At 66.5% G+C, this 16,564-nt stretch carries 12 protein-coding genes; all 12 read right to left on the bottom strand.

Features of this window, described 5'->3' with window-relative positions; translation table 11 throughout:
• Positions 1-58: 58 nt before the first annotated feature.
• The 12 genes from B2747_RS13540 to B2747_RS13485 all read right to left on the bottom strand — a co-directional run bounded on the left by B2747_RS13540 (position 59) and on the right by B2747_RS13485 (position 16,558).
• A complete protein-coding gene (locus B2747_RS13540) occupies positions 59-1,390 on the bottom strand; it encodes a hypothetical protein (protein WP_291161895.1) in 1,332 nt (443 codons plus the stop codon).
• Positions 1,387-2,157, bottom strand: coding sequence for a c-type cytochrome (locus B2747_RS13535; RefSeq protein WP_291161892.1), 771 nt, complete (start codon positions 2,155-2,157; stop codon positions 1,387-1,389). Before B2747_RS13535 ends, B2747_RS13540 begins: the two co-directional genes overlap by 4 nt.
• A 25-nt stretch (positions 2,158-2,182) precedes the next feature.
• A complete protein-coding gene (locus B2747_RS13530) occupies positions 2,183-2,683 on the bottom strand; it encodes a DUF3341 domain-containing protein (protein ID WP_291161890.1) in 501 nt (166 codons plus the stop codon).
• The gene (gene nrfD, locus B2747_RS13525; RefSeq protein WP_291161887.1) at positions 2,683-4,086 is read right to left on the bottom strand and encodes an NrfD/PsrC family molybdoenzyme membrane anchor subunit; all 1,404 of its coding nucleotides are present in this window, start codon (positions 4,084-4,086) and stop codon (positions 2,683-2,685) included. The genes B2747_RS13530 and nrfD overlap by 1 nt, the downstream gene beginning before the upstream one ends.
• A gap of 11 nt (positions 4,087-4,097) precedes the next feature.
• Entirely contained in the window at positions 4,098-7,139 is a 3,042-nt protein-coding gene (locus B2747_RS13520) for a molybdopterin-dependent oxidoreductase (RefSeq protein ID WP_291161884.1), read from the bottom strand.
• Between the two features lie 22 nt (positions 7,140-7,161).
• Positions 7,162-7,779 (bottom strand): cytochrome c3 family protein, encoded by a 618-nt coding sequence (locus B2747_RS13515; protein ID WP_291161881.1) that lies wholly within the window; start codon positions 7,777-7,779, stop codon positions 7,162-7,164.
• Positions 7,780-8,021: 242 nt separating this feature from the next.
• Positions 8,022-8,858: a hypothetical protein gene (locus B2747_RS13510; protein WP_291161878.1), complete on the bottom strand. Its 837-nt coding sequence runs from the start codon at positions 8,856-8,858 to the stop codon at positions 8,022-8,024.
• On the bottom strand, positions 8,855-9,778 hold the full coding sequence (locus tag B2747_RS13505; RefSeq protein WP_291161875.1) for an amidohydrolase family protein: 924 nt from the start codon (positions 9,776-9,778) through the stop codon (positions 8,855-8,857). The genes B2747_RS13510 and B2747_RS13505 overlap by 4 nt, the downstream gene beginning before the upstream one ends.
• On the bottom strand, positions 9,775-11,040 hold the full coding sequence (locus B2747_RS13500) for an aminotransferase class III-fold pyridoxal phosphate-dependent enzyme (RefSeq protein ID WP_291161872.1): 1,266 nt from the start codon (positions 11,038-11,040) through the stop codon (positions 9,775-9,777). The genes B2747_RS13505 and B2747_RS13500 overlap by 4 nt, the downstream gene beginning before the upstream one ends.
• Entirely contained in the window at positions 11,037-11,861 is an 825-nt protein-coding gene (locus B2747_RS13495) for an RNA methyltransferase (RefSeq protein ID WP_291161870.1), read from the bottom strand. Before B2747_RS13495 ends, B2747_RS13500 begins: the two co-directional genes overlap by 4 nt.
• A 33-nt stretch (positions 11,862-11,894) precedes the next feature.
• On the bottom strand, positions 11,895-14,903 hold the full coding sequence (locus B2747_RS13490; RefSeq protein WP_291161867.1) for a heparinase II/III domain-containing protein: 3,009 nt from the start codon (positions 14,901-14,903) through the stop codon (positions 11,895-11,897).
• On the bottom strand, positions 14,900-16,558 hold the full coding sequence (locus tag B2747_RS13485; protein WP_291161864.1) for an ABC transporter substrate-binding protein: 1,659 nt from the start codon (positions 16,556-16,558) through the stop codon (positions 14,900-14,902). Before B2747_RS13485 ends, B2747_RS13490 begins: the two co-directional genes overlap by 4 nt.
• Positions 16,559-16,564: the final 6 nt, after the last annotated feature.

The raw sequence follows: 16,564 nt of genomic DNA, 5'->3' as shown, positions 1-16,564 counted from the left end.
AACGGGCGGGAAGATCGCGATGATCTTCCCGCCCGTCTTGCTACTGTCGCCCTCGCGCTTACTCGTGCGCGGGCAGCGGTTCCATGGTCTTCACATCCACCGGCACCTGCACCTCGTCCTTGAACGGCGTGGTCATCATGAACACGCGCATGACGGGGAAGGCATCCATGAACTTGAAGTACGTGAACGCCCAGAGGCCGATGAAGCCGATCGTCGTGCCGATCTCCTGCAGACCGTACGGCAGCGACGTGGCCTCGCCGTAGATGCTGGGGTAGATCTCGATGTAGCGGTGCAGATACACACCGATGAGGCTGCACACCGCGAAGAGCACGAACGTGGGCAGGTACATCTTGGCGGCCTTGGAGATCAGGCCGAAGAACGGCAGCACGAAGCCGAAGATCGGAATCAGCGTCGTGAAGGTCTTCCACACGCCCGACAGACGCAGACGGTAGAAGTGTGTCTCTTCCGGCATGTTGCCGTACCAGATGACCAGGTACTGCGAGAAGCTGATGTAGCCCACGAAGGCCGTGAAGGCGAAGGCCAGCTTGCCGAGGTCCCACAGCTGGTCCATCGTGACGATGTCCTTGGCCTCGAGGTGGTTGCGCCACCACATGGTCAGCAGCGAGAGCAGCATGATCATGTTGACCCAGCCGGTCATGAACACGATCCACGCGTACATGGTCTGCTGGAAGTGCAGCGAGATGGTCATGGAGTAGTCCCACGCCATGAAGCACCAGCCCACCACGAAGGCGATGCAGACCGCCACGCCCAGCTTGCCCTGCGTGCTGTGCTGCGTGTGCAGCTCGCGACGCTCGTCACCGCTCCAGGCCGCACGCATCTTGGCCCGCAGACCCGCCGCCCACGACGCGCCCGACTCGGGGAGCACGGCCACATCCATCTTGACCGAGTTCCACACGAACAGGCCCTGCAGCACCGTGATGGCGCCGAAGAACAGCACACCGCGCAGCACGAAGTACGTGTTGTCGAGGTAGGCCGCCTTCTCGGCAATCGACACGGCCTCACGGCCGCGGAAGGTGAAGATGTGTTCGCCGCTGAAGAACAGAATGGCCAGCAAGATGACGAAGGCCACCGGCACGAAAGCGTAGAAGCCCTCGGCGAAGCGCACGATGGGGCGCGACCAGCGCGCCGTCACGATGCGCTGCACCGCAGCGAACGCCGTCCCAGCGGTGGAGATGACCGCGAAGTACAGCCAGTTGAAATGCACCGCCTGCCAGGCGCGATCGGCGTGCGTGAAGAGCCCGTAGGCGAACACGGCCACGCCGAGCAGGGTGGCAGCCAGCGCCGCGGTCTTCAGCGAGCCCGGAACGGACTTGCCGGAGAGGCGACGGGCGAACTCTTCCCGCGTCGGGTAGTGATAGTGCTGGCTCACTCGTGCTTCTCCTTGGCCTCACCGTGGGCCGCCGGCGGACCGACGTGCAACTTCCGCATGGTGTCGTGTTCGTTGTTGCCCTTGAACGTGGCCGCGTTGACGTTGGGCGACCCCGGGGTGGGCGTCTGCGTGGGCTTGACGAACGGCGCCGGGCGCGTGGGGGCCGTGAGAGACGGACCGGGCACCGTGGTGCCGTTCTGTCCCGGGTAGCCCGCCAGCGTGGTGTCCGCCGAGCCCGCCTGCAGCGCGCGCACGTAGTTCACCACGTCCCAGCGATCCTGCTCTTCGATGCGGTTGTAGTTGGGCATGGCACCGCGACCGTTGCGGATGATGCCGTACAGGTAACCGTCCGAGCGACCCTTGGCCGACTCCGTGAGGAGCGAGGGGCTGTAGCCATAGGCCGGGTTCACCTTCTTGAGACCACCGTTGCCGTCACCCGCCAGACCGTGGCACACCGAACAGTTGATCTGGTAGTTCAGGCGACCGTTGGCCAGCGAGGCCGGGGACACCGGCGTCGGGTTCGACAGCGAGGCCATGGAATCCGGCAGCGCCTTGTACGACACCTGGAAGGCCGACACCGCGGTGCCCTGCACCGGCACGCTGAACTGCGGCTGTCCACGCGGCGGCGTGAGCGAGTCGGCCGGATTCTGCGACGGCGACTCCCAGGGCTCGATGCGGGGCTGGTCCTTGAAGTCAGTGAACCAGGAGCACGCGCCGAAGGACAGCGGGAGCACCAGGGCCACCGACGAGCGCAACGCACGCTTCACGGAAGGAACCTGAAGGGAAAGGGGCTCACGCTTCACGCCGCACCTCCTCGGCGCCGGCATGGCGCAGGAGTTCTTCGGCTGCCGACGCCTTGGCGGCGTCACAGGCCACGAACACACCGAAGTGGCCCGCGGAGAAGCGATCGTCGTAGCCGACCGTGGTGGTCAGGCGGGGAATGCGCGAGTTGATGAACATGCCGGCCACCGTGGACAGCGCACCGACCAACACCATGACTTCGAAACCGATGATGGTGTAGGGAATCCACGACGCGATGGCCTTGCCGCCCGTGACGAGCGGCCAGTAGTCCGACGACCAAATGGCGATCCAGTAGCCGAAGCTCACGCCGAGCAGACCACCGATGAGCGTGAAGCGCCGCACCACGCTGTTGGGACCCGCGATGGCGTCATCCAGCTCATGCCGGATGGTGGGCGAGTACACCGTCACATCGCCCAGGCGCTTCTTCTTGAGTTCCTCGATGGCCGAGACGGTGGTATCGAGGTGATGGAAGACTCCAAGCACGCCCTGCATCAGTGATGCCCTCCACCGTGGCTGTTCTTGAACCGCGGCGTCACGATTTCCTTGAGCTCCATGATGGCCATGACCGGCATCTGCTTCACGAAGAGCAGGAACCACATGAAAAACCAGCCGAAGGAACCGACGAGGAACGCCATGTCGATCCAGCTGGGGGTGTAGCTACCCCACTGCCAGGGCTCGAACTCGTGGGAGAGCGACGGCACCACGATGACGAAGCGCTCGAACCACATGCCGAGGTTGATGAACAGCGAGAGAATGAACAGCCACGACGGATTGCGGCGGAGCTTCTGCGACCAGAGCGACATGGGCAGCGCCATGTTGCAGAGGAGCATGATCCAGGCCGCCCACCACCACTGACCGAACACGCGGTTCCAGAAGAACTCCTGCTCCGGACGCACGCCGCTGTACCAGGCGATGAAGAACTCGATCAGGTACGCGCAACCCACCACCATGGAGGTGAAGAGCACGACCTTGGCCGTGGCATCGAGGTGGTTGAGCGTGATGTAGTGCTCGAGCTTGAACCACTTGCGCATCGGGATGGCAATCGTCCACACCATCGCGAAGCCGGAGAAGATGGCACCGGCGACGAAGTACGGCGGGAAGATGGAGGCGTGCCAGCCCGGCGTGAGCGCCATGGCGAAGTCGAAAGAAACGACCGAGTGCACGGAGAGCACGAGCGGCGTCGAGAAGGCGGCCAGGAACAGGTAGGCCTTCGCGAAGTGACGCCATTCGCGATCGCTGTTGCGCCAGCCGAGCGAGAGGATCGAGTAGATCCGCTTGCGCAGCGGGTTGGTTTCCTTGTCGCGGAGCACCGCGAAGTCAGGAATGAGACCGATGAAAAGGAACGTGGTCGAGATGGTGAGGTACGTCGAGATGGCGAAGACGTCCCACACCAGCGGCGACTTGAAGTTCGGCCACAACAGGCGCCAGTTCGGATACGGAATGAGCCAGAAGAACTTCCACGGCCGGCCGATGTGAATGATCGGGAACAGACCGGCCGTCATGACGGCGAACACCGTCATGGCTTCGGCCGCTCGATAAATCGAGGTGCGGAAGCCGGCGCGGAAGAGGTACAGAATGGCGGAGATGAGCGTACCGGCGTGACCGATACCGACCCAGAAAACGAAGGTGATGATGTAGTTGCCCCACATCACCGGCGGTTCGTAGCCCGCCTGCCCCAGTCCCCAGTAGATCTGGTAGAGCCAGGCCGACGCGCCACAGAGCATGGCGACGATGGCGATGGCCAGACCGATGAACCACTTCTTGGTGAACCCGAGGGTCGCGATGATATCGCGATCGACCTGCTCGTAATCACGGACCGCGGGGAGCTGAACGTCGGCCGATGCGATGTTCGGCCCCCGAATGCCCTCGCGCACCGGATGTGCGACGGATGCCATGCGCGCTTCCCTCAGACCTGCGCCGGTGCAGCCGGCGCCGGATAGTTGACCTTCTTGAGATAGACCACGGCGGTGTACGCGTTCAGTTCTTCGAACACGTGGTACGCGCGGCGGTCATACGCGAGCTTCGCTACGGTCCAGTTTTCATCGGCCGCGTCGCCGAACACGATGGCGCGGGACGGGCAGGCCTGCGCGCAGGCCGTCGTGAACTCATCGGCACCCACTTCGCGGCCTTCGGCCTTCGCGCGATGCTCGGCTTCACGGATGCGCTGCACGCAGAACGTGCACTTCTCCATGACGCCCTTGCCACGCACAGTGACGTCGGGGTTGAGCGACCAGTGCATCGGCTCCGGCCACGCATACTGGCGACGCTCCGGCTCACCGTAGCCGAACCAGTTGAAGTAGCGGACCTTGTACGGGCAGTTGTTGCTGCAGTAGCGCGTGCCGACGCAGCGGTTGTACACCTGCACGTTGAGGCCGTCCGGCGAGTGGTACGTGGCGTACACCGGGCACACGGGCTCGCAGGGCGCGTTACCGCAGTGCTGGCACATCATGGGCACGAAGCGCGTGTCGAAATCCGGAGAGAACTCGTTCTCCGTGTTGTCGTTGCCTTCGTAGTAGCGCTCGAGACGGATCCAGGCCATCTCGCGGCCCTTGATGATGTTGGCGCCCGGGCGCTCGTCCCACTGCGTGGGGCTGAGCGCACGACCCTGATAGGGCGCACCCACCGTCGGGATGTTGTTTTCGCTGTAGCAGGCCGTGACGCAGGCCGAGCAGCCCGTGCAGCGCGCAAGGTCGATGGTCATCGCCCAACGGCGCGCCTCGGCCTTGCTCGAGTGGTTCGGGTCGTACATCCCCTTGTCCTTGGACTTGGGGTTGGCGTACTCACCCTGGGCATCGGCCGCGACCGGCGCCTTGAGGCCCGACATGAAGTCCTGCGACGGCAGGCCCGGAATGTCGTGGTGGCCGTGCTCCTCTTCGGCCTCCTGACCGAGCAGCGCGGCGAGCGTCATGGCCTGACCGATGCCACGACCGTGCTGACGCGCCGAACCTTCGGTGGTGACCAGCGGCGAGTTGTCGCTGCCCACCGTGACCTTGCCCATGAGGGCGCCGAGCGCGAGGCCACCGGCGCTGTCCCAGCCGCTCGACACGAGGTCGTAGGCATTGACACCGATGTTCTGCGCGAAACGGCCGTAGGCCGTGTGACCCTGACCGAGCGCGATGGCCACGGTGTCGGGGCGCACGCCCATGTAGATGTAGGCTGGCGCGGTGACCTTGCCCGCCGCCGTTTCGACGGTGAGGTGCGCCCCTTCCTTGATGCCCAACTTCTTGGCGGTCTGCGGATGCACTTCCACCCACGACTGCCACGCGATCTTGCTGACCGGGTCAGGCAGTTCCTGCAGCCAGGGCTTGTTCGCGCCCGCGCCGTCACCGAGCGTGGCCGACGGGAAGACGTGCACGAAGAAGTCGCCCGTGCCTGCCGCCGGCGCCTGCGCCGTGGCGCTCAGCGTGCGGCTGGACGTGGCAACCAGCGGCGAGGCCGTGGTCTGCGCCTTGGCGAGGGCCGCGGTGAACGCCGACGCGCCACCGGGGAACTTGCTGATGTACCAGCTGCGGTAGTCGGTCACGTTGTAGCGTGCGGCCAGCGCCTGATCCTTCTTGGCGAGGTCGATGAGCACATCGGCCGTGCTGCGCGTGTCGAACACCGGATCGAGCGTGGGCTGCTGCAGCGCGAGCGTACCGTTGACGGTGACCGCGTCGCCCCAGCTCTCGAGCCAGTGGTTGTCGGGCAGCACCAGGTCGCAGAGCTGCGTGGTCTCATCGGGCATGGCCGAGAAGGAGACCTTGAACGGCACCTTGGCAAAGGCGGCGGCAAAGCCGGCCGACTTGGGAATGGTGTGGGCCGGGTTGGCGCCGCGCACAAAGGCGAGCGGCACCGAGCCGGCATCCATGTTCTTCACGGCCGCGGCGAGATCGGCGTAGGACGCCAGACCCGCATAGCCACCGTGCGCGTTGGCGGGCTTGATGGTGGTGCCCACCGCGCCGGCCTTCTTGTTGATGTCGGCGATCATGACGGCGCATTCCACCGCATCGGCGCCCGTGACACCGCACAGGGCCATGACACCGTTGCCGGCGTCGGCGATGGCCTTGGCCAGCGCCTCGATGGTTGCGACCGGCACACCGGAGGCTTCCGCGGCGGCGGCAGCCGTGCCCGCGCCGTTCAGCGCGTTGCAGATGGCCATCTCGCTGCCGGGCTTGGCCGGAATCCACTGATCGGCGTTGAGGCCCGTCAGCGAACGGCGGGCGCCGATGTACACGAGACGCGGCGCGCCTTCGAGCTTGGCACGCGCATCGGACCAGCCGAGCTGCTGCGGCACCGACTGGCCCCAGCCGTCGAGGAAGTCGGCGCCAAAGCTGACCACCAGCTTGGCGGCACCGAAGTCGAGCTCAGGCCAGGCCACACCGTAGGCCTTCTGGTTGGCGGCAATGGTGGCCACCGGCGCCGTGCTGTCGAGCGACAGATGGGCCGGCATGCCGTTGGCCGACAGCCACTGATCGAGGAAGCCCGGGAAGGTGCCCGACTCGTGCTGGTTGAGGAACACGACGTTGCCGGCCTGCCCCTTGGACTTGACCTCGCCAAGCTTCTGCGCGAGCAGCTCGTAGGCCTTGTCCCAGGTGGTGGGCTTGAGGGCCGCGCCCTCGCGCACCATGGGCGAGCGGAATCGGTCGGGATTGTAGAGGCCCTGCACCGCCGACAGACCGGTGGCGCAGATGGCGCCCTTGTTCACGGCCGAGTCGGGATTGCCTTCGAGCTTGATGGGGCGGCCGTCACGCACCTCGGCCAGCACACCGCAGGCCGTGGCACACTCGCGGCAGGTGGTCGCGTAGTACTGCGACACGCCCGGCACGGTGTTGTCGGGACTGGTGACGTAGGGAATGAGCTTGCCCACCTTTTCGGAGGAGCAGCCCACCACGGCCGTCGTGGCGCCGGTGGCGCCAAGGATCTTGAGGAAATCGCGGCGCTTGACGCCGGTCCCCGCTTCTGTGCTCATCGTGATCGAGGGTCGCGGATGATCAGTAGTGGCAGACGGCGCAGTCGTAACGCGCCTTCTTCGGGGGCATGGCTTCGAGCTCCGGCGTCACCGTCTGACCGGCAAGACGCGCACCTTCGGCGGGCTTGTATCCCTGCACGTGGCAGTTGACGCACCAGCCCATGTTCAGCGAGTTGACCTGCTGGACCGGCACATAGTTGGTGTCCGGTCCCTGCTTGCCCTGGTTCTGGATCTGGCCATGGCAGCTCTGGCAGGTCACACCCGCGTTCACGTGACGCATGTGCGGGAACTGCACATAGTCGGGCACCTTGTGCACCCGGTTCCACGGAATGGGCTGACCCTTGGCGTAAGCCTCCGCCACCTTCTTGATCTCAGGCGAGGCGGTTTTGACGATCGTGTGGCAACCCATGCAGGTGGCCACCGAGGCGTTGCCCGGGTCGGGCGACTTGTTCGCGGCGCTATGGCAGTACAGGCAGTTCATGCCTGCCTTCTCCACGTGAGGCGCGTGGACGAACTTGACGGGTTGCGGGACATTGGCGCCCTGCGACGACGAAGCGCCGCTGTAGGCCGAGAGCAGCGTGGCCGCTGCCGCCAAAGCGAGGAACCCAGGGATCACCGTCCACTTCTTCTTGACCGTCATCGACTCGTGCCGGTAAGGGATGCCGAGTAGGGCGAGGTGATGGATCACACACGACATGCACGACGTCGAACCCGCCCTGCCGGTGTGCAAGGTGTGTCCGATGTCATGCGATCCGTGGACCACACGGTCCAGCCCGTTCGAGAAAACGAACGGAACAAACCGTGTAAGTCGGTGTCAACCAAATTTTTGCAAGCGCGAAGTATGCGGGGGGCCGTATTTGTACGCAAGTGCATGAGGTAGCTTCACGTAGATGCGTTTCTGCGACCCGCCGTCCGGTATGCAGCCGACAAAATGACCGCACCGTCCGCAAAGCTGGAACGAGGACCAGCCGGTGCCAGTTCCTCAGGTAGTAAATCCACCAGCGCCTGGGCCTGCTGGGTCAGCCGAAGCGGCCACCAACTGCTCCACACGAGGCGCTCGGGACCGATGCTGCGCACGAGATGCGCGAAGTGATCTTCGGGTGGTCCCCAGACCCAATGCCAGTCGTACCAGACGCGTTGCTGCTCGTCGGGGGTCAGGCCCCAGTGCACTTCTTCCACCAGGTCGCGACCGGCGCCTGACACCACCAAACAGGCCGTCGACCCGCTCAGCCGCGCCACGGCGCGAATGTGCGCCGCCGTGAGGTCGCCGGCCGTGTCGAGCGGGTGCCGCTGCCGGAGATCCTCGAAACGCACCGGCAACTGCAGCGCGAGTCCGGCCTCTCCAATCGCGTGCGCCAGGTCGTTGAGCGCCGAATGGCCCGGCGCGTACCCCCACTGCATGGGATAGGCGCGCACGGCCGGCGCGCCCTCGTTCACCGCGCGCTGGAGCTGCCGTTCCCAGCCGGGCCAATCCGGCCTGACGATGGGCACGGGATGCAGGGTGCGCCGATGTGGCGCCAGCGCGGCATACAGCGCGTCGTTGGACGCGGACGGATCGCGGTGAAAGGCACCGGCAAGAGAACCCACCCAGGCGCCGCCGAAGCCTTCGCGTTCCAGAACTCGGACCAGAATCGCGGGCTCGGGATGCGGGATCTCGCGGAAGGGGTAGCCGCCAATCCAGGCGCAGGTATCGATGGGACGGGGTGTCATCTCACTCATGAGTGAACGCCTCCCGGCATACCGAGCGCCCCGTCCCAGGGTGTGGTGAGTGCCGCCGGGAGGGTCGCCTGCCAGGGTACATCCAGCGCCGCGGTAAACGTGCCCTTGGGAAACAGGCGCTCGGCGTTGCGCCAGCGAATGTCGGCGAGCTCGTCTTCGGAGAGACCCACGTGAGCCAGTGCCCGCAGCTTGGTGAGGCCGGTGCAGAGGGTCAGGTCGGCCGCCCAGAGCAGTCGCTGCGGCCCAACCCAGCGCAGCACCTCGTCCATCATGCCGCGGTCAATGCCGCTGCCCGAGAGGTCCATGACGATGTTGGGCAGGTCAGCCACGGCGGGACCGGTGTGCGCCCAGTCGCCACCGCCGCCAATGTGCGCAAGCAGGAAGCGGGTGCGCGGATGGCGCGCCGCGAGCGCGGCGAGCTCGGCGCCATCGGAGGCATCCTGATTTGGCCAGTCGCGCCGGCGATGCTGCCAGATGTGCTGCAGAATGGGGACGTCATACGCGGCGGCCGCCTCCGCCACGGCATCGAGCACCGCGAAGTCGGTGGTGCGCCGCGCCGCCGCCAGTTTGATGCCCACCGCGCCACGTGCGAGCCCCTGCGCGATTTCGTCGAGCGCATGCTGACGGAAATTCGGATTGACGGCCACGAAGGCCTTCACGTAGGGCGCATGGTGTGTCGCGAGCGCCAACATGGCCGCGTTGGCCCGCGTCTGATCATCGGGCGAGGCGAAATACGTGGGCGAGGTATGCCCCCACGAGCCGAGAATGGACGCGACATGACAACGCACGCCCATGCGATGTCCGGCCTGCAAGCGCGACTGATTGTAGCGCTGCCAGTCGCCACGATTGGTCCACGGCGTGTGAAAGTGCGCGTGCGGATCGATGAGCGGCGCGGAGCCACCAAGGGGCGCGTTGATCATGGGGGCGAGTGGGGAAAGCGCGAGCGCGCGCGAGTCAGCAGATGCTCGGGAAAGGCTTCGAGTCGCGCGGCCAACGTGGCCAACGACTCCTCGTCGTGCGCCAGCGCGCCGAACTGATACGCGCCGCGCTTGAGCAGCACGCCGCAGTCGGCGGCGGCGGCCACCACCACGTCGAGGACTTCGGGATCAGGCGACTCGAGCCGCCACATGACATCGGGACCCAGCGCGCTGAGTGATGGGGCGGGCTGGGGCATGCTGCGATCGTCCTGCCAACGGGCGATGGCGCGCTGCAGCGCCGTGCTGACGATGTCGCGCATCGTGCGGCCGGCCTGTGCCATGCCGGCGCAGACATCCTGCGCGACGTGGCGCGCGATGACGGCCCGCGCCGCCGCCAGTCCCGTTGTTTCACTGGCGGCCGTGGAGGAAATCCAGGTCTGACGGGCCGCGTCCATGACGGCGCGCGGCCCGAGCACTGCCGAAAGCGGGAAGCCGTTGGCCAACGCCTTGCCGAGTGTGGTAAGGTCGGGCACTACGCCATGCAGCGATTGCACACCGGCCGTGCGCACGCGAAAGGCGGTCTTGACCTCGTCGAAGATGAGCAACGCGCCGTACTGCGTGGCCAGTTCTCTCGCCAACTTCAACCACTCGCGCGAGGCCATGTCGTGCACCAGTGGCTCAATCACGATGGCCGCCGGCGCCCTGCCCTGCTCGACTGCGTCATGCATGGCCTGCTGCAGTGCCGCGCCATCGTTGAACGGCACCCAGGTGACGAGGCGGCGCGCAGCGGCCGTCACGCCCGAGGCGTCGCTGTTCCAGTCGAGCCAACCGAAATAGCCGCAGGCCAGGATATGCTCGCGGCCCGTGATGGTACGTGCCAGTCGTACCGCGGCCGCGCCGGCTTCCGCTCCGGTGCGCAGAAATCGCAACTGCTCGCTGCCCGGAAACAACGCCACCACCTGCTCTGCCACCTCCACTTCGAGCGTGTGCGTGAGCGTGGAGACATTGCCCGCGGCCAACGCCTGCTGCACGGCCTGTGTAACGTCGGTGTCCGCGTAGCCAAGACCCACGGCGCCCAAGGCCATGCCGCAGTCGAGATACTCGCGGCCGTCGGCATCCCACACCCGACAGCCTGCGCTGCGAGTGAAGTGTGTGGGCAGTGCGGAGTCGGCAGCCAGTGCGCCATACAGCGCATCCGGACGCTTGCTGCCGGTGGACGCGCCACCCGGCAGGACGGCCCGAGCCCGCTCTGCCCAGTCGGTCACACGGCCTCGGTGTCCGGCTCGCGTGTCGTCACCTGGTCACCGGCCACCCCCGCGTCGGCCAATGCGCGCTGCACCGCACGTCGCGACTCGCGTTCGATGGTGCGCAGCACCTCGATGCTCGCGGTGCGCAGCATCAGCAGCTCGCGCCCGTCGGGGTTGGCGCGGAACACCAGCGACCGCATGGTGCGCATGATGAGCTCTTCGTTTCGCGTCTTGAAGTACGCGATGGCGTCGAGCGCATTGCGCATGTCGGAGAAAGTCTGCTCGTACATCTCCTTGGTGGGCGCACCCTTCGCGTGACGCGGGGCCTGCAGGCGCTTGGTCGAGTCTCCGGCCAGCAGATGCAGTTCGTAGAGCGCCAGCAGACAGGCCTGCGCCACGTTGAGCGAGAAATGCTCCGTGGTGGGAATGGTGCAGATGGCATGCACACGATCGAGGGCCTCGTTGGGCAGGCCATGATCTTCCCGTCCGAACATGATGGCCACGCGCCCCTGTTGCGCGTACTCCAGCAAGTCCACCGCCGCCGAACGCGGCGTGTGCCGCTGCCAGCGCGCCGCCTGCGGACGCCCGGAGAAACCGACCACATAGGCGCAATCGGCCAGCGCGTCGTCGATGGTGTCGAAATGCTGAATGCGCTCGACGAGATCGCGCGTGTCGTGCGCAATCTGTTCGATGCGATTGAGGTCGTAGCGACAGGGGCGGATGAGCCGCAGATCGCGCACACCCATGTTCTTCATGGCGCGGATGACGGCGCCGATGTTGATGGGGTCCTGCGACTCGTAGAGAACTACCGTGACTGCGTGAAGTACCGATTCGGCCATGCGCGGAAGATAGTGGAGAGCCGGGCTGACCGGTCAGGGCAGCGTCAGCGTCCAGGATTCGGACGGATCGAGCCGGTCACCGCGCAGATAGGCAAAGCCGGCAGTCCCACCCAGCACGAGCTGCCCACGGCGACGTTCGCGGTGCGGCGGCCGCTCGTTGACGGCCAGTCCGAGGCGCAGCGTGCGGCCCGCGGGAAACGCCGAGCGCGGCCAGCGCAGTTCGAGGTGCCAGCCCTCATCGTGCACCGCGGCACGCGCTGTCGGGAGGATGGTACCGGAAATCAGTGGAGTGAGACGGACGGCCACCGCCATGGTGGCAGCCGGCGAAGCGGCGACGGTACCGGCCGCCTGTGCCAGAGGCACAGCCAGCACGCCACCGAGCCAGACGGCAGGGGAAGCCAGGACGTGCTCTCCGACGTCGGAGTTTGCCTCCGTGATGGCCCAATGGCACTGCAGGCCATCGGCATTCACATCAGCGCGTTCGTTGTCGAGTGGATTGAATGGCATCTGCGCCGGATCGGCTCCGTCCACGACCACGGGATGTCCGCTGTGCATGTGCACCCGCACGAGCAGCAAGCCTTCGGTGCAGGCAAGCTCCACACGAGCCTCTGGTGCATTGTCGCCGCCCCAAGGCTCCTCCGTGCGTCGATACTGCGCGGCACCCAGCACCGTGGACAGTGCGCCGGTCAGCGTCTGCGTGACGTCGTGTGGAACGGTGTCGGCGGCACAAATCGGCAAACGCTGAACGGGTAAGCTGGCCGAGACGGCGTGACTGACGGATTGCCCGGACGCGTGCGATGCTTCGCGAAGCCCCTCGAGATCAATGCTGCTGCGCGCGCCGCCCGCTTCGAGGCCAATGTGCCATCCATGCGGCGCCGGGCCGTGCGCCGCAATCGTGCCGCAGGCCGTCTGCACCTTCGCCCACACCGCGTCTGCTGCTGCCGGAGTGAGGCTGACGTGTGTCGCCTGCGGGGGCTCGGCGGAACTCTCGGATGACCAGCTCCACACCCCCACCAGTCGCCCTCGTGCCGCTACGCCGTCCACAAACAGGCGCGTGACGTGGCCCTGCCCGGGCGCCGCTGGTGCCACGGCGCGCCAGGGCTGCATGTCGCAGTCGGCCGCATACCATGCCTGCATGTGGCGCGTGACCGGTCGCGCGGGTGTCGTGGCGTATTGTGCCCCTGCGGTCAGACGCAGCGCGACACCTGCAGCAATCGGCGGTGCCGTCTCAATACGCTGCAGATGATCAAAGCCATCTTCGGTGCCACCCGCCCCGTTTCGCACGCCCGCAGTCCATGCGGCGACGGCGCTGAGCGCGGCATTGGGCGCTTCGACCTCCAGTGAACTGGCGTTGACAGCCAGCGGCAGTGTGAGTGTGACGGTGGGGCTGCTCGTGTCCTCGCCCGCATCCGCGCGCGGTTCCCACTCGAGGACGTCCACGAGATAGCCGTCACACACGACCAGTGTGCGCGTCGCCGAGATGCCGGGGGCAAGCTCCGGTGCATGCTTGCGCACCCACCCCGCACCACCGCGGTCCTCCCACGCGGTCACCCACGCCACACCGCCCTGCTGCGACGCGCCGTTGATGAGCGGCGCATGGTGGGCGAGTGTGCTGCGATACCATTGCAGCGTGGGATCGACATAGGAGCCCGCCCCCGGATCGTCCAGCCAGCGCGCGGCCCCAGTCTGCAGGGTGAGCGCCAGTCGGTCGGGATGGCCGTGTCCTCCCGCCGATTCGCCGCCATCGAGAGCGGCGTACACCTGCCCCTGTTCGCGGCGCAACACGGCCAGCCCCTGTCGCGTCTGCAGCACGGAGGCCGGCTGCCACTGGTCCGACGGCACGGGCTGTTCTGCGCCCAGCAGCAGCGCACGCCACGAACAGGACGCACGCGAAAGCTGCATGGCGGGTTCATTTCGTTCGGCATCGGCCGAAGAGCGCGAGCGCGCCGTACTGACGCGCGCCGTGCGTCCGTCGTACAGACGCGTGAGCAAACCGGCGAGCCGCGAGTCGGCGCGATGGGCGTAGCCCAGCTCGCACCACTCGGCAAAGCGCCACTGTCTCGCCGACACCGCGTATTGCGAGTCGCGTCGGCTCGGGAGGGTGTCATCGGGCAGCAGGCCGGCAAAGGGCGCCACGAAGCCCTCGTGCCACTTTGCATCGAGCGCAGCGTCGAGGGGAGTACCGCGTGCCCTGAGCAATTGCACGCCGTACCACAGCCCTCTGTGCGCGAACTGATGGTAGTTCTCGCCCTCGTACCAGGTGCCATCCTCCTGCAGCCCCGTCCGGAAATGCATACGCAGGCCATCGGGCGCAGCGAGTCGCGCCGCAACCGCCTCATCGCGCCCAAGTAGCGTCCAGGCACTCAGCACCGCGACCTCGTTCCACACCTGACGGTTGGAGCGGCCCTCGTGATACGACGCGATGCGCTCGCTCGATGGCTGGAGCAACTGCTCACGCACTGTGGCACGCACCGACGTGGGCGCGGCGGCCTCCAGCAGATCCAGTGCGTGGCAGAGATTGAGCAGCCAGATGGATTCGAGGTAGGTGCTGAAGAACAATCGCGTGGGGCCGAGCACGTTGTCCTCGTCCGGCCACGTTGCGTAGCGCGCCGCGTAGGCGCTGAGGATGGACTCGGCCACGCCTCTGGCCGTGTCGTCACCGCGCAGCGCGGCCAGCGCCGCCGCATGCACGGCCCGCTCAGCCAGCCAGAGATGCGCGTTCATGGCCCACCAGCGATCATGATCCTGGCCCACGAAGCTGCCGTGTCCTACGGGACAGGGGTGCGTGTCAGGTCGCCAGAAATCGAAGTCGAGATAGCGTCCGCACTGCGGACAACGGCCACCTTGCCTTGTCAGTCGTGCCTTGTGCGCCGGGATTGGCGCGCCGTGCTGCAGCACGACCGCACACAGTGGCGCCAACTCCTCGTGCAAGGCATCGGCCAGTGCGGACCATGCGCCGCCCGGTTGCACAGCGGCGCGGCGCGCACCCAGATCAACCGGAAGCAAACGGAGGGACGTGAACGACGTTGAAGAAGAACTCATGGCGTACGATACCACTGTGACACAAAGGCGAGTTCGCCGCGCAAGTCCATTGTCACACCGCCAAGGCGCCTCGACAGGCCTTGCACGCCGCGCGCATGGTAGAGGAAGGCAACCGGCTGCTCGGCCATGAGAATGGAGTCCACGACCTGCCACGCGTTGCGCTGCGCATCGCCCTCCGTACGACGCGCCTCGCGGATGGCCGCCGTGAGTCCTGGCCGATGAAAGCCGCTATAGTCGAGGGCCCCGCCCGCCTGTTCGCCGTCGAACATGGCGACGAGATACCCGAGGCCGATGTCTCCAGGGATGCCCGTCAGCGCGAGATCAAATGTCTTGGTGCTGCCACGCACTGACGACAGAAACGTCGCCAGTTCCATGACGCGCAGTTCGAGACGCACGCCAATGGCCTGCAGGTCCGCCTGCACCAGTTGCTCAATGGCCATGTCGCCGCTGCCAACCGTGAGCAACTCCACACGTAGCGGCTGGCCATTGCGCTGACGGGGCTGACCCGGCGCCGAGCGACGCCACCCCGCGGCATCGAGCAACTGTTCGGCTTCCGCCCGACGCCGCGTGTCTGGGGCTTCGATCGCAGGCGGCGGTGCCATGGGCAATCCCGGTGGCAAGACGCTTGATGCCGGTGTGCCGAATCCCGCCACGGCCGCCTGCACGATGCGTGTGCGACCGAGAGCCAGCGAGAAGGCCCGACGCACCCGCACGTCATCGAAAGGCGCGCGTGTGGTGTTGAAGACGAGCGTGTTGCTGAACAGCACCGGCGGCGAGAGCAGACGCAGTGCAGAATCCCGCGCCACCAGCGAAGCCATGGCCGGGGACACGCCAGCCACGTCGAGATCGCCGCTCACGAGGCCGGCAAACTTGGTGGTGGCCTCGTCCACCACGGCAATGACCAGGCCGGCCATCTGCGGCGGTCCACCCATGGACGCGGGAAAGCCCGTATTGCGCACGAAGCGCCACTGCCGGCCCGTTACGCGTGCCTCAAAACGAAAGGGCCCGTTGCCAACGGGCCGCGTCGCGAACTGGCTTTGGCGCCAGCGATCGCGCGGCACGCTGTCCAGCAGGTGACGCGGGGCCAATGGCAGTTCGGCGAGCACCAGCGGCAGGCGCGGTTGCGGAGCGGCGAAGGTCAGTCGTACGTGGTGGCGGCCCAATGTGTCGACCGACTGCAGGGCCGAGAGATCCGCGCGACGCGGTGAAGCAACCGTGGAGTCCTGCACCGCACGCAGTGTGAAGACCACGTCGTCGGCCGTTGTGGGCACGCCGTCGTGCCACCGCAGCGTGGAGTCGAGTGACAAGGTGAGGGTCGTGCGATCAGCCGACCATTCCCATGAACGCGCAAAATACGGAACCGGCTGAAGCAGGGAGTCCAGCCGGACGAGCGTGACGAACAGCGCGTGCCGATGCAGCTGCCGTGTGAGCGGATGCACCGCGACCAGCGGATGCCCGGACTCGAGATCGCTGCCGGATGCCATGACAACCAGTGAATCGCGCGGGAGCTCGCCTGCCATGTCTGCTTTATCGGCGGGCGACTGACAGGCCACCGCCAGCACGGAACCGAACGGAGCCAGCAGCCCGGCCAGCGCCCGGCGCCCCAACGAGAGTCGGCGATGCGCCTTGAGGCTTTGTGTCGCGACGCGCATCATCTGCTG

Origin of the sequence: Gemmatimonas sp. UBA7669, from assembly GCF_002483225.1 — a bacterium.
Taxonomy (GTDB): Bacteria; Gemmatimonadota; Gemmatimonadetes; order Gemmatimonadales; family Gemmatimonadaceae; genus Gemmatimonas.
The sequence above is the reverse complement of the archived record's forward strand: the minus strand, read 5'-3'. Positions and strand labels throughout refer to the sequence as shown.